Genomic DNA, 20435 nt, shown 5'->3' on the forward strand with positions numbered 1-20435 from the left:
TTATTTTAGTGTCTAATTAATAATAGGGCTGATTTGTTCGTTAAAGACAGACTGGAAATTTTCTAGAGCGTATTTGGCAAGAAACATAAAACATTTCTTATTGAAAGCAGGTAAGGAAAATTACTGATAAGTGAAGTACTTCATAGTCTAAAAAATGGCGGGGGCCTATAATAAATGGAACAGCTTAATCTTAATTCAAAAATATTACTGAGAGGTCGAGAGAAATGAATAGAATTGCTTTCTTTATAATGAGTATTTTATTAGTGATAATTGCTGGGTGTGGTCATTCAACTGACTATAATGTGAAACTATCTACACCCAAAACATTTACTCCAGGAAAAACAATGGCAATGCAAATAAAAATTGAAGACAAGCAGGGTAAGCCCGTAAAATTGGCTAAGTTAAAGGCTAATTTGAATATGAAAAATATGGACCATGGAACAATTCCTGTTACTGTGGAAGAAATTGGGGATGGCAAGTATATTGGAATTGTCAATTTGCCGATGCAAGGTGACTGGGTGGCAAATATAATCGTGGAGCACGATGGCGAAAAATTTGAGGTGGAAAAGGAGTTCACTGTCGAAGTAAAAACGGCTGTGAATGCCCATAAAGTAACAACTCAGACGGCATTACCGGATTTTAAGTTAATCGATGAAAATGGGAATACTGTGACAAAACAGGGGCTTTTAGGGAAAACAACAGTCATGACATTCACTTATTTGAACTGCATGGATCCGAATGCATGCCCAATATTATTGGGGAATTTCAACAGTTTACAGCAGAAAATAAAAACGAAAGGGATTAATTCTGATCATCTTTTACTCGTCTCTGTTTCGCTTGATCCTGAAAATGATACTCCTGAAGTGATGAAGGAACATGCGCAGAAAATGAATTTTGAAAGGTCCTACCTTAAAATGCTGACAGGGGATATGAGTGAGATTAAAAAATTGACTAATACCCTCGGTGTGCATTTTGAGAAAAAAGGTGCAGAAGTTTTGCATGATAATAAAACCTTTATTTTTGATTCCTCAGGAAATTTAACGCATGAATTCACCGGCAGTAACATTGACCAGGAAGAATTATTTCAAGTTGTGACTGGAAAGGAATAAAAACATTAAAAATTTCATTACACTATCATAATTTTCAACGCGTAACGACAGTTAATGGCACACATCCTCATTCTCATAAATATAGCGGCAAAACGAGTCCTAGCGATTAGGAATAACTTTTGAAAAGTCACCAGTATTCGCTAACACAAGTCCACCAATCAAAAGTGTAAAAAATAAATAAAATAACATCTCCCAGGATTGAAGGGAAAATCATAATTAGTTCGTTAAATTCGTGTCAACGGGTAACGTTAGCTATGGATACAATCATATTAATTTAATTGGGATGTGGATATACATAACGGTAGCGAATATTCTGAGACCTGATGTCATCTAAAATGTCCATCTGCTTATTTTTAAAATTTCAGCACTTGTCCATTCCCTTTTTTTTCGATTACATATGATATTACTACCACCGCACCAGCTCATATATATTTACCTCTTAGGAAGCGTTTGCATGTATTGCAAATGCTTCTTTTCAATTTTAGAAATTTTTTCAAAAGTTTGCTGATTTTGTTCTTACACTATGATGATTGTCCAATCAACCCTTTTCTTATGAAATATATATACATAGTAAAGTGTTTTCCCTCTAATATTTCAATAGGTGGTGAAAAGATATGTGTTGGGGATCATATGGTTGCGGCGGAGGTTATGGCTACGGTGGAGGCTATGGCGGAGGCAGTAGTTTTGTATTAATTGTTGTCTTGTTCATTTTGTTAATTATCGTTCTTTCGAGTTTCTGTTAGTTTTTTGTGCAACCTAACGGTATGCATTTTTCCATTGAGAAAAGTATTAAATAATTACTGGAGGTGTTATTTATGGGTGATGGAATGGGAAGTGGTTTTGCGTTAATCGTTGTCCTGTTCATTTTACTGATCATTGTAGGAGCTTCTTTCATGGGCTACTAAAATGAAAGGAACAAAGGGCAGGTTGAGTTAATCTGTCCTTTGTCTATAAAGTAGGAACAATCCCAAACCATTTACTAAAATTTACCCCAAAAAAGTGTTACCGAACGAAGCCGATCCATCCCTTCCTGTAGCCTTGGTGTTATTTTAACTAAAAATGGATAGGGTACTTGTGCTTTTATGTGAATTCCAGGAAAACCTAAATTACTTGCATTTGTATGGAAACTTATCAAGATATTCTCGAATGCTTACAAATCAGTACATATAATGCCTAAGATACAATTTAGGGTAAAGCGTTGCCAGAATAAAGACTGGAAAATCATTTATTTCGAAAAGGGACGTAAGGTCCTAAATATGGAAAAGCAGCTGGATGTCCAAAGAGGATCGGTGTCATGTGAATGATGCTATGTCCAATATGATAACTATAAGGATTATAGTGTATGATCTGACTCCAAGCTCCAAACGTGGGTGAAGGGAAACCTAAGTATAATGGTCCATCGGTCCCAGTAATAATGGTGTACATGCTATCACCAACTAATTTTTTATCATTATATGTTTTAATGAGAAAAAAAGCATGTTCTTTCTGTTTATCCGCACAAGTATGTGGTTGTCTATGGATGAATTACTAATACACATTAAGCAGTGTGGATTGCGAATTGTGTACCTACGGTATATATGATTAACTATTTAGCATAAATGAAAAACCCCCGAATGGGGGCTTCTCGAAATTAATATCCGAATGGGCCTGAAGGACAACAAGGGTTATGAGGTACTCCGCACATTGTATGATGTTCACAACATTCATTTACACAGGATTCTGTGTGCGGGAAATAGTGTTGATGATTAATCATATGCTTGTTGACTGTAGTGGTGTGAGAAGGGTGAACATGAGCCACGACTGTGTTGGACAAATTCGTTTTTACAAATTGTTGCGGTGGTGAAAATAGCGGTGGATCGTATTGAGTAGGCAACATTTGAGGTGGACAGTATTGTGGTGGACATGCACCATAATGTGGCAAGCAACCACCACCTCCACCTCCATATGGATAACCCCAATTTCTATGCATATATAAAGACCTCCTTATGAATTTGGTGTATTTCAACATTAGTCTATGTAATCAAAGGGTTTGTGGACTAGTTAAACACCTAATTATTTCCAATAATTCAAAGTTAATGATTTTTCGTATCAAAATATTCAATGTGTTCTTCTGAATCAAACGTCGACAGAGGGATCGAAAAATGAATGAAAACAATATAATATAGTCTAAAAAATAGTTAAAACAGAAAACCCTTGCTAGGCAAGGGTTTTTGTACGTCCTAGAGAGGATGTTTGGTGGTAAATTGGTGAACTCCTTCAAAAACAGAGCTGACACGTTAGATATTATGCTAACATAAGGTCTTGACATAATACCGCTACTCTCTTGATTGTTTCGACATCAATGGTGATAAACATTGTCGTATTTCGTGTCATGTGGTATTGGTCCATCCAGAGAATCCAGAAATGAAACGGCTTGTTTGAAGTTCATTAAGAACAAGTGAGCCAAGTCCATGGAGAATCCATTTCGAACCACAACGCGCATAATTGTGACATCTTCCATGTCCGGGGGTAAAGGATAAGCCGGCACTTGCCAGCCAAATGTACGCAATTGGCGGGACAAGTCGTAAAGATTCCAGTTTGATGTGTAGCCTTCTTTCAGTCGCCATGATAATACCGGAATATCCGAGCCGTCAGTAAATAGTTCAAAAGGTCCCATGTCATGAATCGCTTTGCTAAGGAATTGCGCCACTGCCTGAGACGCCTTTTGCACCTCATAGTACCCTTCTTTGCCTAAACGCAAATAGTTATAATATTGCAGGAGTACTTGTGCTCCAGGACGAGAGAAATTCAGGGCAAAGGTTGGCATGTTCCCACCTAAATAGGAAACCCGAAAGATGAGATCCTCAGGGAGATCCTCAGCCTCACGCCAAATGACCCATCCCAGCCCTGGGTAAACTAATCCATATTTATGTCCGGAAACATTGATGGATTTCACCCTGGTCAACTGAAAATCCCAGACTAAGTCCGGCTGAAGGAACGGTGCTATAAATCCTCCTGAAGCAGCATCTACATGTATCGGAATATCAAGATCCGTTTTTGCCTGAAACTCGTCCAATGCTCTCGCAATAGCGGCGACCGGTTCGTAAAGTCCTGTGTAGGTTACCCCAAGAACCGGCACCACACCGATTGTATTTTCATCTACGACAGCGAGTACACCCTCTGGATCCAGATAAGGATGATTCGGGGTAATATTCACATAACGCGGCTCCACGTCCCAATAGTTCGCGAATTTTTCCCAAACGACCTGAACAGCGGAACTAAATACGATATTTGGCCGGTCAATCGGCTTCCCTTGTTTCTTACGCGCGTTTTGCCAGCGCCGCTTTAACGCAAGACCACCGAGCATACACGCTTCCGACGATCCCGTTGTCGAAACACCTATCGTATTTTGCGGGGAGGGCGCATGCCATAGATCGGCTAGAATTCGAACACACCGTTCCTCTATTGCCGCTGTCTGCGGGTATTCGTCCTTATCAATCATGTTCTTTTCGACTGATTTGGCATATAAGAGATCTGCACTGGGTTCCATCCAAGTGGTAACGAATGTTGCAAGGTTTAGACGTGCATTGCCATCTAGAGCAATTTCATCGTGGACAATTTGATACGCAGTTTCTGGCAACATGCCTTGTTCACGCATCCGAAAACGTGGAACGGCCTCTTCTCCTTTGCGGGAGAATAGAGGATTTACAGAAAATTCGGGAGGTAACATCCTTTGTGTGACTTGCTCGCGGCGAGGGTGCCATTGTGGCATACACGATCAACTCCTTCACGTAATTAGACTTCTTATGTTGTTTTGTGAATAAATGCCATAAAATATTCATAACGCAGTGAAATGTTTATAGATGAAAGCTTAATAACCGGGATCATAGTCCTAAACATTCTGAAACATGTTTATACAAGTAGGGGGTGAACAGTTTGGCTAACGGGATCTAATACCACGCGTGCGACGTTTTCCCCCGACTACCTATATGATAAGACCATATAAAAAAGGTCAACCAGAAATCTGGCTAACCTAATATTACGAACGGGTGCTTATTTGAAGAAAAGATAGAAAGACTCCTTACGGGGAATTATTTTTATTGGATTATCACCAGGAATGATTAATAAGCATTACATATAAAAGCAAAATAATTTCTTTGACAATAGGTTTTTGTCTCATATGGTGGTAAATTGGCTATTTAATAAGTAAAAGTATAACTATAACAGATAAAATAGAAAAACCCTTGCTATGCAAGGGTTTTTAGACGTCCCAGAGAGGATTCGAACCTCCGACCTACAGTTTAGGAAACTGTTGCTCTATCCTACTGAGCTACTGAGACACAAAAATAGGAACGTTATTTATTATAATGAGTTAATCGGAAAAGGTCAATAAAAAGTTGATTTTATTGAATCGGCAGATTTCTGGTCATTTCTGCTTTTTTCCCAGCTTTTTCGCGGAAAATCAACCAAACGATTAAACTTAATGAAATTAATAAACCTTCTAACGATAAAATATACCAGGGGTAGGGGCCGAGAACATCCAATAAACTTGCGCTCCTTGGCTTGTGACTTAAGAACATATAATTTCCGCCCACCAGCTTATTAATAAACATAATAACCGGCATTAGAACATTCAAAAAGATAAACAATTTTAATACGGACCAGATGGTTGGCCTGTATCCCTTTGCCCAAGTAAAATAGAGCGGCACCCAGATGATCATTAAATGAGTATAAAAGAAATGAAAGAACCGAAAATGAGGGAAGTCATAACGTAATAATGGGGTGAATAACGCCTGAGATGCGCCTAGTAATGCAGTAAATAATAGAATCTCATAAATTAATTTTTTCCTTGTCAGTAATAATATCACTGTTAAAATCAAGCTGATGCTGCACAATTCCAAAGGTATGGCATGACTAATATGCCAACTACCATTTTGTAACATCCATAAATGATAAGTTGTTTCCATTATAATCAACGAAATTGCTACCCCGATTTCAGCATATCTCCATTCTTCTGCTTTCAGCTTACCTCTAAACAAAAATATCAAGATTGAAACTAAAATGAAGATGGAAATAACAACAAAGTGACTTAGGGAAAACATCTGAAAATCATAGTTTTTGTTACTGTGTCCAAACCACTCTACCATTTAACCACCCCATTTATGTTATTAATTCTTTTATTCAAACATTTAGTAAAGTATATTCGATGAAATAGCTTTTACTCCTTTAATGAAATTTATTGTTATTACAATATGAAGTAATTTTTAAATAGAAAATTTTAATTCTGTTAAGAAATAAAACTAATTGTCTATCATTAGACACTTCCCTTCAACAAAGTATGGCAAAAAAAGTAATTTACTAACAAGGATAATCGACATAATATTCCGGCATATGAAATTATAATAATATTTGGTAGTGTATTAGCACTATTACTATTTACCAAACTGTTAAAGGGGGAAATGTAATGAAAAAAATTTTTTCACTTGGACTTGTATTAGCAATGGTATTTTTCTCTATTGTTCCAGCATTTGCGAAATCAACTCCAGTCACGAAAAAGGAATTTACACCCAAGCTTCCAGACTATCAAAAAGTTGATCCTAATCTCTCAAAAGATGTTTTAAAGAAAGGCGGCACGATTAAAGGAAAAGAACTACACGGCTATAATGGTAAATCGTATAGTAAGCCACAAGAAACTGAGAGGTTACAGCCCAAAAGAGTGGAGGATTTGAAGACAAAAGGGATTGCCATTGTGGTGGATTTTCCTTTAGCTGCAGATGGAAAAAGTGCTGTTCCAGGTGTTAAATATGACCCAATCCCAATTAATCAATTTGATGATCTTATAAATGGAGATATGTTTAATCCTTATAGATTGGATATGTTTAAACATCTAGCAACTTTCAATGGAAAGAAAGCTTCTACCAATCGCACAATGAAGAATTTCTATAAAGAAGTTAGCTATGGAAAATTCAGTATGGATATTGATGTTGCAGGATGGTATACCTTGCCGCATTCCTATGACTATTATTTAGGTCAGAACAAAGGGTACCATAATCAAAATGGAGATGCACATATTGGGGAGTTGGTAAAAGATGCTATTAATCTAGCATCAAAGGATGTAGACTTCTCCCAATATGCCGTTCCAGCACAACCAGGTGATTTCTGGCTGCATGGTGCTGATGCCACATCATTTATAAAGGACGGGCAAACCATTGACAAAATTGTACCTAATCTACTAATCATCCATCGTGGAACGGGTGCAGAATTTAGCTTGGACCCAAGCCTAATATGGTCACATAAATGGGATATTACAAGTGCAAGCTATTTCGGACAATATTATCAAACTGGGGTGGAGCCTGATGAGTCAACATTAGAGCACACAGTGGTTAATGGTGTAGCGGTGGATACGTATAATATCGTTCCAGAGGTGGGGCAGGATATTACAGGATATTTAAAAATATCAAATCCTGATGTTGTGGGACCGGATTATAATGGTAGAGAACCATCTCCACCTAGCGTTGGGGTTTTTGCACATGAATTTGGTCATGTTCTAGGGCTGCCAGATTTATATGATTATGGTTATGATTCGGAAGGAGTGGGAATGTATAGTTTAATGGCTGGTGGTTCATACGGTCGTGACATGAATAACCGTTATTACTCAGGAAATTCACCAGTCCATCCAGATGCATGGTCAAAAACATATCTTGGCTTTGCTAAGGCGATTGAAGTGAATAAAAATCAACAACTAACTCTTCGTCCAGTAGAACAGCAGCCCGATATTTATAAGGTTAATGTTCCTGGCTCGGACGGTCGTGAATACTTCTTATTAGAGAATCGCCAGCAAACTGGTTTTGATGCTGGATTAGAATACAACTTAGATGGTAACAAATTACATGGATTAGTCGTCTATCATGTGGTGGAGGATATTCTCTCACGTAATTTCTGGAGACCAAATGAAGCGCAAAACTGGGATTTAAACCATCTTGGTTTAGCACAGTTGCCAGTAAATCCTGCCAATGGAGAGCGGCATTATGCGGTAAGTGTTGTTCAAGCAGATGGTTCCTTTGATTTGGAGCACTATTTGAATGATGGAGATTCAGGCGATGTATTCCCTGGTAAATACAAAGTAACCTCTATAAGTCCTAAAGGGAATGTGGGTCCAAACACAACCTCATTATACAAATGGTCGAAAAAGGGCACTGAAACAGGCATTCAAATAACTAATATTGTTGAAGAAGCAAATGGTACTGTTAAATTAAATGTAATTTTTAATAAATGATAAGATGTTGATTGTAAAGGTGCAGGAGAAGAATTCTTCTGCACCTTTATTTTTTTGATTACTCAAACTGTAGATTGTCAATTCTCTATTTATACTGGGATATCCCTTTAATTTGGAGAATAATCGACGAGTGCCTGACACGCTCATTTTGTGTTATAATAGTTTGTCGAAGATACTCGAAATGAATATAACCGTGGAGGTCATTATGGCTGCTTATACGCCGATGATACAGCAATATTTAACCGTTAAGGCAGATTATCAAGATGCCTTTTTATTTTTTCGCCTAGGTGATTTTTATGAAATGTTTTTTGACGATGCGATTAAGGCATCACAGGAATTGGAGATAACATTAACAAGCCGAGAAGGTGGCAGTGATGAACGAATTCCGATGTGTGGTGTACCATACCATGCAGCCGCTAACTATATTGAACAGCTTATTTCAAAAGGCTATAAAGTTGCGATTTGTGAGCAAATGGAAGACGCAAAACAAACAAAAGGAATGGTTAAACGGGAGGTAGTCCAGTTAATCACGCCAGGTACGGTGATGGATGGAAAAGGATTAACGGATAAAGAAAACAACTATATTGCCTCGATTACCGCCTTTGATGATCAAACATATGGTATTGCCTACAACGATATTTCAACAGGTGAAAGCAAGGTTACCTTGCTCTCGAATAATTTTGATGACGTTTTGAATGAACTAGCGGTTTTGAGTGCTAAAGAGGTCGTCTTGCCCAGCAATTTTGATGGAGAACTGCAAAAGAAGATGCGTGAACGCGATGTGCTGGCGATTTCGTTTGAAGATAATAGTTCGCTAGATTTGAATTATTCCCATCTGCTAGAGAATTTAAATCAAGATAAATTGAAGCAAACTGTGGCAAGGCTATTTAACTATTTATACCGTTCGCAGAAAAGAAGTCTTGACCATCTTCAGCCTGTCACTACTTATCAAATTCATCAATATATGAAAATTGATTATTATTCAAAACGCAATCTTGAATTAACGGAGACCATTCGCTCAAAAGGGAAAAAAGGCTCCTTATTATGGCTGCTTGATGAGACAATGACGGCCATGGGCGGAAGGATGTTAAAGCACTGGATTGACCGGCCGTTGATTAATCAAACTGAAATTGAGCACCGTCAAACCATCGTTGATGTCCTATTGAATCATTATTTTGAACGCCAAGAGCTTCGGGAAAAATTAAAGGAAGTTTATGATTTAGAGCGTTTAGCAGGGCGTGTTGCCTTTGGCAATGTTAATGCCCGCGATTTGGTACAATTAAAACGATCCTTAATGCAGGTACCATTAGTAAAACAAATCCTGCAAAATATGCAGGATGAACAGGTGAATCAAATAGCTGAGCAGCTTGATCCATGTGAAGAAGTCACGGATTTATTAGAGCAGGCGATTGTTGAAAATCCACCGCTTTCCTTAAAAGAAGGAAATATGATTCGCGACGGTTATCATGCACAGTTGGATCAATATCGAGATGCAAGTCGAAACGGAAAAACCTGGATTGCCCAACTTGAACGGGAAGAGCGGGATAAAACCGGGATTAAGTCGTTGAAGGTTGGCTATAACCGCGTTTTTGGCTACTATATTGAAGTGACAAGAGCAAATTTGCATCTATTAGAAGAAGGGCAATATGAGCGTAAGCAAACGTTAACGAATGCGGAACGCTTTATTACACCAGCATTAAAAGAAAAAGAAGCGTTAATTTTACAAGCGGAAGAAAAATGTGGTGAACTTGAATATGAGTTATTTACCGAAATCCGCGAGACAGTGAAGGAACAGATTCCCCGTTTACAAGCTTTAGCAAAAATCGTCAGTGAGCTCGATGTCCTGCAATGTTTTGCCAAAGTCAGTGAAGATAGGCGCTATGTAAAGCCGCAATTTTCTACAGATCGTCGGGTAGCAGTAAAAGATAGCCGGCACCCAGTTGTGGAAAAAGTGTTAAATGCTCAGGAATATGTGCCGAACGACTGTTATATGGACAGCGACCGTGAAGTCTTGTTGATAACTGGTCCGAATATGTCTGGTAAGAGTACGTACATGCGCCAAATTGCCTTGACCGCCATTTTGGCACAGATCGGCTGCTATGTCCCGGCATCTGAGGCAACGCTGCCAATTTTTGACCAGGTGTTTACACGGATTGGAGCTGCCGATGATTTGATCTCAGGTCAAAGTACGTTCATGGTCGAAATGCTTGAAGCAAAGAATGCGATTACCAATGCAACACAAAATAGCTTAATCTTGTTCGATGAAATCGGCCGTGGAACCTCAACCTACGACGGAATGGCCCTTGCCCAGGCGATGATTGAATATATTCATAAGCGGATTGGTGCGAAAACATTATTCTCCACCCATTATCATGAACTGACCGTTTTAGAGGAAGGACTTTCAAAATTAAAAAACATTCATGTCAGTGCCATTGAACATAATGGTAAGGTGGTCTTCCTTCATAAAATTAAAGAAGGACCTGCTGATAAGAGCTACGGCATACATGTCGCACAGCTGGCAGAACTGCCTGCGGAATTAATAAGCCGCGCGAATGAGATATTAACAGCCCTTGAGCAGCAAGACAAGCAAACTATTCCAATTAAAACAAAAGCAATCGTAGAACAAATTATAGAACAACCTGCGCAGCTGTCATTTTTTGATGAACCTAAAGAATCGAAAAAACACGAACCAACTTCTAAGGAAAAACGCGTGTTAGAAAAAATAAAAGAATTAGATTTATTAGATGTAACACCACTTCAAGCCATTAACATGTTGTACGAGCTGCAGAAAAAGTTAAAGGGCTGATGGATTAGGAGGCGACCAACATGGGGAAGATCATTCAATTAGATGATGCCCTATCCAACAAAATAGCGGCGGGAGAGGTTGTTGAACGCCCCGCCTCTGTAGTCAAAGAGCTTGTTGAAAATGCGATTGATGCTGGCAGTACCGTGATTGAAATTGAGGTAGAGGAAGCCGGTCTTGCGAAAATTCGAATTACGGATAATGGATATGGTATTGACGAAGAGGACGTGTTAATCGCCTTTCAACGCCACGCCACCAGTAAAATCAAAGATGAAAATGATTTGTTCCGCATTAGAACCCTTGGGTTCCGTGGAGAAGCACTGCCTAGTATCGCTTCTGTTTCCAGACTTGAGATGAAAACGTCAACCGGAGAAGGTGCCGGAAACCGGGTTGTCATCGAGGGTGGGAAAATCGAAACGTTTGAAAAAGCTTCGAGTCGACGTGGCACCGATATTATGATTACAGATTTATTTTATAATACGCCTGCACGATTGAAATATATGAAAACAATTCACACAGAACTTGGGAATATCACAGATGTTGTCAACAGGCTCGCCCTTTCCCATCCAGAGGTAGCTTTTCGCTTAATTCATAATGAGCGGAAGTTGCTGCAAACGACCGGAAACGGTGATATGCGCCAAGTTCTCGCTGCTATCTACGGTATGACAATCACGAAGCAGCTTATACCGATCACCGGTAAATCGCTTGATTATACCATTAGCGGATATGCATCCATGCCAGAGGTAACAAGAGCATCAAGAAACTATATCTCAACGATGATAAATGGTAGATTTATAAAAAACTATCCATTAGCCAAAGCGATTCAAGAAGGCTACCATACCCTGTTGCCAATTGGCAGATTTCCAATTGTTCTTCTGAATATCGAAATGGATCCGTTGCTAGTTGATGTCAATGTTCACCCATCGAAAATGGAAGTTCGTATAAGTAAGGAAGCAGAGTTGAATGAACTGGTTACAACGATCATAAAGGATGCTTTTAAATCGAAAATCCTGATTCCGACAGCCTATACTCAGGTGAAAAAAGAAGAAACAAAATCGGAACAAACTGCGTTAATTCTTGATGAAGGAACATCAATCACAAAGATTACTAAAGAAATTAACAGAGATTGGCCAATACATGCGCAAGCGATAAAGGAAACCAGGCCAATTCCTCCTTTACCATATTCAAATATTCCTGTCCGAGCGGAAAATGTTGATGAAACAGAAGGTTGGAAGTCTGTAAATCCAGTATTCCCTAGAGGTGAGGTTGGCAAGGAACAATGGAATGAATCCATTGAGGTTGAACGTGAAAATGATGAGTCGGTTTTAGAGGCTAATCATGTTAATAACCAACCTGAGAGCAGAGTACCGCGTCTATATCCTATCGGCCAAATGCATGGCACCTATATTTTTGCCCAAAATGAAAACGGCTTATATATTATCGATCAGCATGCGGCACAGGAACGGTTAAAGTATGAGTACTTCCGTGAAAAAGTGGGACAGGTTCAGTCTGAACTGCAGGAAATGCTTGTTCCGTTAACATTTGAGTATTCAACTGACGATTATATAAAAATTACTGAACACCAAAACGAGCTAGAAAAGGTTGGTATTTTTCTCGAGGAATTCGGTATGAATAGTTTTATTGTCCGTTCCCATCCGCAATGGCTTCCAAAAGGAGAAGAAAAACAAATCATCGAAGACATGATTGAACAACTTTTAGCGATGAAAAAGGTGGATATTAAAAGACTACGTGAGGAAGCAGCCATCATGATGAGCTGTAAAGCATCAATTAAAGCGAATCGACATTTACGAAATGATGAAATCCAAGCACTGCTGGATGATTTACGAAAAGCATCTGATCCGTTTACCTGTCCCCATGGAAGACCGATAATCGTTCACTATTCCATTTATGAAATGGAAAAAATGTTTAAACGGGTGATGTAATTTCAAGCACAGGAGAATCCTTGATATATAAGGATTCTCCTGTGCTTTTTTAAAGCTTCGACCACATTTTTTGCTCAGAGCTCGTTATTCGAAACACTTTTGAAAAATTCTCTGCCGATGAATCTTGTACAAAGGGTGTAACGTGACAATATTTAATAAAAGTTTGCGAAAAAGGTGAAGCCAGGTACGAAGAAAAAGATCTATGAAATGTTCTCTTATTATGTGGCATAAAAATAGCACTTCAATATGAAATGCTAATTAACTAAATAGTTTTTTAATTGCTGGACCGAGATCATTAAAATATGGCTTTACAATAAAGTCTTTTGCTCCAGATTTTATTGCATCAACAATTAACCCTTTTTGCCCCATTGCGGAACAAATAATTACTTTTGCACTTGGATCAAATTCAATTATTCTTCTTAAGGCATCTAGACCATTTAAAGTAGGCATAGTTAAGTCAAGTAACACAATGTCTGGAGACTTTTTTTTATACAAAGCGACGGCAATTGCACCATCTGAAGCTTCAAAAAAAACTTGGAAGCCTTCTCTATGTAAGATATCCATTATTAAATTTCTACTAAACCTTGAGTCGTCAGCAATTAATATGGTTTTACACATTTAAAACACCTTTCCTTTAATATTAAGGCAAATTAGGAAAGGGGTACTTTGCACAGCATATTTGCAGCCCGGCTACCATAACAAAAATTTTGCTTTAGGTCCGTGGCTTTGCGTCTTTTACTTTCGTAAAATTTGCCTTTTTCAAAGTTTAGCACATTTTGTCGCAAAAAGTAATATTTTGTCGCATTTATAAGTCAAAGAAATATTTGAAATGCCAATTTGCAAATTTAATTATTTAAACAATTGTATTTTTTTGATTGATTTCTTTGAACGGTAATAATTATAAAACCCAATCAAAAGGAGAATTGCTCCTAAAAAGATGGTTATGTACGCTGTGATTTTGAACTTTATACTTTTATCAAAAAACTCTATAAGGGCTGCAGCAGCCGCAAAGAATGTCAAGGACGTACGTATATAGGCTAATAGTGTTCTATCAATGGCTAATTTTGTTCTTTCCATTGCTAGTAGGGTACTTTCCATTGCGAACAAGTCACTAGGAGATAGAGAGTTCTCATTTGGTGCATTTTTCTTTCTGCTCATATTACTCCTCCTTTTTACTAAATACTACATATAGTATGCCAAAAGAACGTAATTTTTAAGAGTAAATAAAGTTGGCTAAAGAATTGAACACTCATTATTAAGTCTGTCAGCATCAATAATAGTAACGTTCATTAATATTTAGCCACTTTCTATATTATGAAAACAAGTATATAGAACGTTTACTCTGGATGAGTACTGTAATTTGCAGTGACAGAGATTCGGAAAAACTTTGTCGAACGGTGACCAAGTAGTAAATTGTGACCTAGATTTTATTACAAGGCAAAAACCAAGAAAATATATAAAGGCTGAAGGGGGGTTAGTCCTTCAGCCTTTTTGTTAAATGATTGCACAAATAATAGAGTTGTCTTATTTCACTTCTGCTAGAATTTTACTCGCATATGCAAGCGATTTTCCAGCTCCGATTGCCACCGATTCGAGCGGATTTGGAGCTAGCTGAACAGGAACAAAGATTTCTTCGCTAAGCCACTCCTCCATCCCATTCATTAGTGATCCGCCGCCAGTGAGGATTACACCACGGTCGACGATGTCACCACTGAGTTCGGCAGGGCAATCTTCTAGTGTGGCCCGGATCGCTTCTAAAATATGCTGAAGTGCTTCTTTCAACGCATTACGAATTTCATAGGATGAAAGATTAATTGTTTTCGGCAAGCCAGACACAAGATCCCGACCACGTACGTCGATGAAAAGTTCCTCATGATCAATAAGTGCATAACCAATTTCCATTTTTATTTTTTCTGCTGTTCTTTCGCCAATCAATAAATTGTATTCTTTACGAACAAACTGAATAATATCATCATCCAGGCGATCTCCGCCAATTTTTATCGAATGGCAAGCAACTACCCCACCGAAGGAAATAATCGCAACTTCTGTATTGCCGCCACCAATGTCGACAACCACGTTGGCAACAGGTTCATCTACAGGTAATCCGGCCCCAATTGCTGCTGCAACTGGTTCTTCAATCAACGAAATTTTTTTGGCGCCAGCATTTTTCACTGCGTCATGAATCGCTCTCCGTTCAACACTTGTGGATCCGGATGGAATACAAACAACTACATTGGGTTTACGAACGGCAAAGCCTATTTTTTTTGTGGCCTTTCGCATAACGTGTTTCAGCATTTCTGTAGTGACATCAAAATCAGCAATGACTCCATCCTTTAAAGGGCGAATGGCAACGATTTTTTCAGGAGTTTTTCCAATCATTTCTTTTGCATCCAGTCCGACTGCAACCACATTTTTTGTTCTTGTATCAATGGCTACCACAGAGGGCTCATTAAGGGTAATCCCTTTATTTTTATTATAAACCAATATATTTGCTGTTCCTAAATCAATTCCCATATCAAAATTTGAAAGCATTTCTTCACCTAATTCCTTAATATTTTTTCAAAATAAGCTACGTTCAAGCCTATCATGAAAGTGGGGGTAGAAAGCAGTTTGTAAATGAACCGTTATCCTTTTGTAAATTTACATGAAAAACTTCCCTTCTTTGGAAGCAACATGGATAAAAAAAGTCTTTTACATAAGCATAGAAAAGATTTATATTGTATATACTGATTTGATGTTCAACTGCTTTTCAAATATATGATACGATGTAAGCGTGGAAGCGAACAAAAACGATTACTTCCACTGATAATGTAAATAAGGCAGTGTGAAAATTTTGGATTTAAAACAAAAATTATTAGTTATCATTGGACCAACAGCAGTAGGAAAAACAAAATTAAGTATCGAAATGGCCAAACGGTATAACGGAGAAATTATCAGCGGGGATTCGATGCAAATTTATCGTGGAATGGATATTGGGACTGCAAAAATAACGAAGGATGAAATGGAAGGAATTCCCCACCATTTGATTAACATAAAAGAGCCTTCTGAAAATTTTTCTGTTGCTGAATTTCAACACCTTGTACGGGCTAAAATAACGGAGATAGCTGAAAAAGGAAAACTTCCCATTATTGTCGGTGGGACTGGGTTGTATATTCAGTCCATCATTTATGATTATCAATTTTCTGATGTTCCGGGAGATGAAACCTTTCGTCTTAAGCTTGAGGAAAGAGTAAGAGAAATTGGAAGTAATGCGTTGTATCAGGAATTAGTGGAGATTGATCCAGATAGTGCATCGCATATCCATCCAAACAATGTGAGAAGGGTGATTCGCGCTCTTGAGATTTTTCATCTGACTGGTAAAACGATGCAAGAATTTCAAAGCAGACAACAGCCAGAGCTCCTGTACAATACGGCACTAATTGGTTTATCGATGGAACGGGAGAGCCTTTATGAGCGTATTAACCTCCGGGTTGATAACATGGTCAAGGAAGGACTTATTGCGGAAGTGAAAATCTTATATGACCAGGATTTACGCGAGTATCAATCGATACAAGCGATTGGCTACAAAGAAATTTATCAATATTTAGATGGATATGTTACATTAGAAGAGGCGGTCGAGAATTTAAAACAAAATTCCCGACGCTATGCCAAAAGGCAATTGACTTGGTTTCGGAACAAGATGGTGGTAGAATGGTTTGATATGACGGATGTGAACAATTTTGCAAAAAAAATAAAGGAAATTTCACATTATGTTGAAGGAAAGCTTCAAGTAAAATCGAATACATATTAGTAGAGATAAAAGAGGAGGATATACAAATGAAAACGACGATTAATATTCAAGACCAATTTTTAAATCAATGCCGTAAAGACAATATTCACGTTACGGTCTTCCTTCTAAACGGTTTTCAATTAAGAGGACAAATTAAAGGTTTTGATAATTTCACCGTACTTTTTGAATCAGAGGGAAAGCAGCAGCTGGTATATAAGCATGCCATTTCAACCTTTGCTCCACAAAGGAATGTTCAACTAGAATTGGATAATCAATAAATATTTTAATCAATTGAGCCCAGAAAGTGATGGGCTCTTTTTTATTTTTCAATCCTTGTTTTTGTTTGGAGAAATCTTTTTTAATGAAATTTATGGTTCGTGAATACACATAGAATGAAGGATTGTGCTTTCCATTGTGCACTAAATGCAATCGGAATTTCTGAGTAGCCTAATCAAGCTACCTTACGTACACTGTTTGCAGATTGAGAGGTGAAAGCTTTGGATCAACCATTTCGAATGAAAAGTAACGGTCAAATAAGAGTTGTTCTCGATTCACAAAAAAGAAAAACAGTAACGAAAGAATTACCCGATTTTCAAGTTGTTCCAAAGGTCATTCCCCCTGAGCATGCAGCTTTAAAGGAAATCGAAGAGGAGCTCGGGGCATTGGTTGGCATGGAAGAAATGAAACGAATGATAAAAGAAATATATGCTTGGATTTATGTGAACAAAAAGCGTGAGGATATGGGTCTGAAAGCAAGAAAACAAGCCCTTCATATGATGTTTAAAGGGAATCCAGGCACGGGGAAGACAACTGTTGCGAGGCTAATTGGTAAGCTGTTTCAAAAAATGAATGTGTTAACAAAAGGTCATTTAATCGAGGCTGAGCGTGCTGACCTGGTTGGTGAATATATCGGCCATACAGCCCAAAAAACGAGAGATTTAATTAAGAAGGCAAATGGCGGTATTCTGTTCATTGATGAAGCCTATTCACTGGGTCGCGGCGGTGAGAAGGATTTTGGCAAGGAAGCTATCGATACACTTGTAAAGCATATGGAGGATAAGCAGCATGAATTTATTCTTATACTTGCCGGATATTCCCGTGAAATGGAATACTTTTTAACCTTAAATCCCGGACTTCATTCCCGCTTTCCATTAGTCATTGATTTTCCAGATTACAATATTGACCAGTTGATGGATATTGCAGGAAGAATGTTAATTGAGAGAGAGTACACTTTGAGCCACGAGGCCGAAAAGAAATTAAAAGATCATCTAATTTGGGTTAAGGCGGTGTTAAATCCTAATAGTTTTTCAAACGGAAGATATGTCCGTAATGTCATTGAGAAATCGGTCCGGGCCCAAGCAATGAGGCTGTTAATGCTAAATAGTTACGATAGGCATGAATTAATGACCCTCAGAAGCAATGATTTGGTGTTCGAAGAAGATTAACAGTTCCAATAAAAAAAATCGACGGGAATCCGTCGATTTTTTTAGAGTGCTCTAATTCTTCTAATTGGAAGCTTCCAATCGAATGTATAGGAAAGGACGCGAAGGACGGTAATAAGACCAAACAAGATATACAATTCCCAAGAATTCGTAGCAATCTTCAGTCCAATTATTAGACCTGCAAGAATCGCCCAAACTGCGTATATCTCTGAACGCAATACGATAGGTTTTCTTCCTGCTAATAAATCACGAATAATTCCGCCGCCAATTCCGGTTAAAACAGCCGCAACGATAACGGCACTGATTGGATGGTTCATTTTTGCAGCATAGATAGCGCCTTGAATCGCAAATGCCGATAACCCAATCGCATCAAATAGGTTGCCCCATCGTTGCCAGTGCCGTAGAAGATTTGCTGGAAATAAGAATACCGCTGTAATTGCTAATAAGGCAATTTGAAAAAAAAGACCTTGTTCCCATAATGCGGATACTGGGACTCCAATTAACAGGTTCCGTATCGCTCCTCCGCCAAAAGCGGTGACTATTCCTAATAAATAAACCCCTAAAATATCATATTCTTCTTCCATAGCAACAATGGCTCCACTGACAGCAAAGGCAATCGTGCCAATCATACTTAAAACTTCCCATGTCATATTGTCTGATTTCTCCTTGATGAATACTAACAATCTATGATTAAAATTAATTAAAAAAAATCAAAAATCTTCAATGCAAACAATATGATTGTAACATGGGAAAATAATTTTTCAACAAATATTCTTCTGATAAATTAGAGTATTGAATCCTTTTTTGGTATGATGAGAAAAGAAAAATGAGGAAAGCAGGGTGCTAGCTTGGAACAAGAAGTAACCTTCGAAAAAGCAATCTTGGTGGGCTGTCAAACGCCACGTGTTGATGATATTCGATTTCAATATTCAATGGAAGAACTAAGTTCATTAACTGAGACGGCAAAGGGTTTAGTGGTAATGTCGGTCGTTCAAAAACGTGACCGGATCCACTCGGCTTTCTATATTGGGAAAGGAAAAGTCGAAGAATTAAAAGCGCTAGTTGATGAAGTCGAAGCAGATTTAGTCATTTTTAATGACGAGCTGTCGCCAAGTCAAAAGCGGAATCTTTCTTCGGAATTAGATGCGCGTATCATTGATCGGACTCAATTAATATTAGATATTTTTGCGCAAAGGGCTCGCTCTAAAGAGGGCAAGCTGCAGGTTGAACTTGCACAATTGCAATACATACTTCCCCGCCTAGCTGGTCAGGGTGTCGCCTTATCTCGTCTCGGTGCTGGGATTGGAACGAGAGGACCTGGGGAAACGAAGCTAGAATCAGATCGCCGTCACATTCGACGCAGAATCGATGATATTAAAGGTCAATTATCGATAATTGTTCAGCACCGCGAGAGATACCGGGAGAGACGAAAGAAAAATAAAGCCTTTCAGGTGGCTATTGTTGGTTATACAAATGCTGGAAAATCAACCCTTTTTAATCGTTTGTCGGAAGCGGAGTCGTTTGAGGAGAATCAACTGTTTGCTACGCTCGATCCGATGACGCGGAAACTGATTTTGCCCAGTGGGTTTTTAGCTTTGATTACCGACACAGTTGGATTTATTCAAGACCTGCCAACAGCCCTTATTGCGGCATTCCGTTCGACTTTAGAAGAAGTTAAAGAAGCCGATCTGCTTCTCCATGTTGTCGATATGTCAAATTCGGATTATTTCCATCACGAAAAAACGGTTCATAAATTGCTTGAGGATTTAGGTGTTAAAGATATCCCACAATTAACGGTTTATAATAAAAAGGATATCCAGCATCCTGATTTCGTTCCAACTGCTAAAACACCAACTGCCTTTATTAGTGCCTTTGATAAAGAGGACCGTCATGCCTTAAAGGAAAAAATCGAAAAGGTTGTTATGGAAATGATGGTTCCATATGACGTGCAGGTTCCTTCTACTGAAGGAAAGCTTCTTTCTCAATTAAAAAATGAGACAATCTTAAGAGAGTTATCCTTTGTTGAGGAGAAGCAGTTTTATCGCTGCAAGGGTTATACACTCGAAGATCATCAAATAACAGGACAATTACAGAAATTTAAAATGTAGATAGGA

General features: G+C 38.4%; 17 protein-coding genes, 1 tRNA gene and 1 riboswitch. Of the genes, 10 read left to right on the forward strand and 8 right to left on the reverse strand.

The window, feature by feature from the left end; genetic code table 11:
• Positions 1–224 precede the first annotated feature (224 nt).
• The 3 genes from RTR43_RS15035 (at position 225) to RTR43_RS15045 (ending at position 2014) form a co-directional block, all read left to right on the forward strand.
• The gene (locus RTR43_RS15035) at positions 225–1109 is read left to right on the forward strand and encodes a FixH family protein (protein WP_312473056.1); all 885 of its coding nucleotides are present in this window, start codon (positions 225–227) and stop codon (positions 1107–1109) included.
• A gap of 614 nt (positions 1110–1723) precedes the next feature.
• Positions 1724–1852 (forward strand): YjcZ family sporulation protein, encoded by a 129-nt coding sequence (locus tag RTR43_RS15040; RefSeq protein WP_248733527.1) that lies wholly within the window; start codon positions 1724–1726, stop codon positions 1850–1852.
• Between the two features lie 72 nt (positions 1853–1924).
• Positions 1925–2014 carry a YjcZ family sporulation protein gene (locus tag RTR43_RS15045; protein WP_396954585.1) on the forward strand — a complete coding sequence of 30 codons (90 nt, stop codon included), beginning with the start codon at positions 1925–1927 and terminating at the stop codon, positions 2012–2014.
• A gap of 725 nt (positions 2015–2739) precedes the next feature.
• On the opposite strand, the gene RTR43_RS15050 is transcribed toward RTR43_RS15045, so the two are convergent.
• The 4 genes from RTR43_RS15050 to RTR43_RS15065 form a co-directional block, all read right to left on the reverse strand.
• Complete coding sequence (locus tag RTR43_RS15050) at positions 2740–3117, reverse strand: CotD family spore coat protein (protein ID WP_396954586.1); 378 nt, start codon at positions 3115–3117, stop codon at positions 2740–2742.
• Positions 3118–3447: 330 nt separating this feature from the next.
• On the reverse strand, positions 3448–4860 hold the full coding sequence (gene gad, locus RTR43_RS15055; protein WP_312473057.1) for a glutamate decarboxylase: 1413 nt from the start codon (positions 4858–4860) through the stop codon (positions 3448–3450).
• A gap of 494 nt (positions 4861–5354) precedes the next feature.
• A tRNA-Arg gene (locus RTR43_RS15060) sits at positions 5355–5428 on the reverse strand.
• A gap of 63 nt (positions 5429–5491) precedes the next feature.
• The gene (locus tag RTR43_RS15065; RefSeq protein ID WP_312473058.1) at positions 5492–6235 is read right to left on the reverse strand and encodes a YwaF family protein; all 744 of its coding nucleotides are present in this window, start codon (positions 6233–6235) and stop codon (positions 5492–5494) included.
• A gap of 317 nt (positions 6236–6552) precedes the next feature.
• On the opposite strand from RTR43_RS15065, the gene RTR43_RS15070 reads away from it, so the two are divergent.
• The 3 genes from RTR43_RS15070 (at position 6553) to mutL (ending at position 13110) form a co-directional block, all read left to right on the forward strand.
• Entirely contained in the window at positions 6553–8364 is a 1812-nt protein-coding gene (locus RTR43_RS15070) for a M6 family metalloprotease domain-containing protein (RefSeq protein WP_312473059.1), read from the forward strand.
• 205 nt (positions 8365–8569) lie between these two features.
• Positions 8570–11170, forward strand: coding sequence for a DNA mismatch repair protein MutS (mutS, locus tag RTR43_RS15075; RefSeq protein WP_312473060.1), 2601 nt, complete (start codon positions 8570–8572; stop codon positions 11168–11170).
• Positions 11171–11190: 20 nt separating this feature from the next.
• Positions 11191–13110, forward strand: coding sequence for a DNA mismatch repair endonuclease MutL (gene mutL / locus RTR43_RS15080; protein ID WP_312473061.1), 1920 nt, complete (start codon positions 11191–11193; stop codon positions 13108–13110).
• Between the two features lie 258 nt (positions 13111–13368).
• Here mutL and RTR43_RS15085 read toward each other — a convergent pair whose 3' ends face one another.
• The 3 genes from RTR43_RS15085 to mreBH form a co-directional block, all read right to left on the reverse strand.
• Positions 13369–13728, reverse strand: coding sequence for a response regulator (locus RTR43_RS15085; RefSeq protein WP_312473062.1), 360 nt, complete (start codon positions 13726–13728; stop codon positions 13369–13371).
• 59 nt (positions 13729–13787) lie between these two features.
• Positions 13788–13875: riboswitch (cyclic di-GMP riboswitch) on the reverse strand.
• A gap of 84 nt (positions 13876–13959) precedes the next feature.
• Positions 13960–14268, reverse strand: a complete 309-nt coding sequence (locus RTR43_RS15090) for a DUF202 domain-containing protein (RefSeq protein ID WP_312473063.1) — start codon at positions 14266–14268, stop codon at positions 13960–13962.
• Positions 14269–14634: 366 nt separating this feature from the next.
• On the reverse strand, positions 14635–15642 hold the full coding sequence (gene mreBH / locus RTR43_RS15095) for a rod-share determining protein MreBH (protein WP_312473064.1): 1008 nt from the start codon (positions 15640–15642) through the stop codon (positions 14635–14637).
• Between the two features lie 301 nt (positions 15643–15943).
• On the opposite strand from mreBH, the gene miaA reads away from it, so the two are divergent.
• The 3 genes from miaA (at position 15944) to spoVK (ending at position 18324) form a co-directional block, all read left to right on the forward strand.
• The gene (miaA, locus tag RTR43_RS15100; RefSeq protein WP_312473065.1) at positions 15944–16900 is read left to right on the forward strand and encodes a tRNA (adenosine(37)-N6)-dimethylallyltransferase MiaA; all 957 of its coding nucleotides are present in this window, start codon (positions 15944–15946) and stop codon (positions 16898–16900) included.
• Positions 16901–16926: 26 nt separating this feature from the next.
• Entirely contained in the window at positions 16927–17157 is a 231-nt protein-coding gene (hfq, locus tag RTR43_RS15105) for an RNA chaperone Hfq (RefSeq protein ID WP_088086525.1), read from the forward strand.
• A 219-nt stretch (positions 17158–17376) separates the two neighbouring features.
• A complete protein-coding gene (spoVK, locus tag RTR43_RS15110) occupies positions 17377–18324 on the forward strand; it encodes a stage V sporulation protein K (RefSeq protein ID WP_248733514.1) in 948 nt (315 codons plus the stop codon).
• 41 nt (positions 18325–18365) lie between these two features.
• Here the strand turns inward: spoVK and RTR43_RS15115 are convergent, their stop codons facing one another.
• Positions 18366–18971 (reverse strand): trimeric intracellular cation channel family protein, encoded by a 606-nt coding sequence (locus tag RTR43_RS15115; RefSeq protein ID WP_312473066.1) that lies wholly within the window; start codon positions 18969–18971, stop codon positions 18366–18368.
• Between the two features lie 198 nt (positions 18972–19169).
• On the opposite strand from RTR43_RS15115, the gene hflX reads away from it, so the two are divergent.
• The gene (hflX, locus tag RTR43_RS15120) at positions 19170–20429 is read left to right on the forward strand and encodes a GTPase HflX (RefSeq protein WP_312473067.1); all 1260 of its coding nucleotides are present in this window, start codon (positions 19170–19172) and stop codon (positions 20427–20429) included.
• The last annotated feature ends 6 nt before the right edge of the window (positions 20430–20435 follow it).

This window comes from Neobacillus sp. (genome assembly GCF_031988165.1).
Lineage (GTDB): Bacteria > Bacillota > Bacilli > Bacillales > Cytobacillaceae > Neobacillus > Neobacillus rhizosphaerae.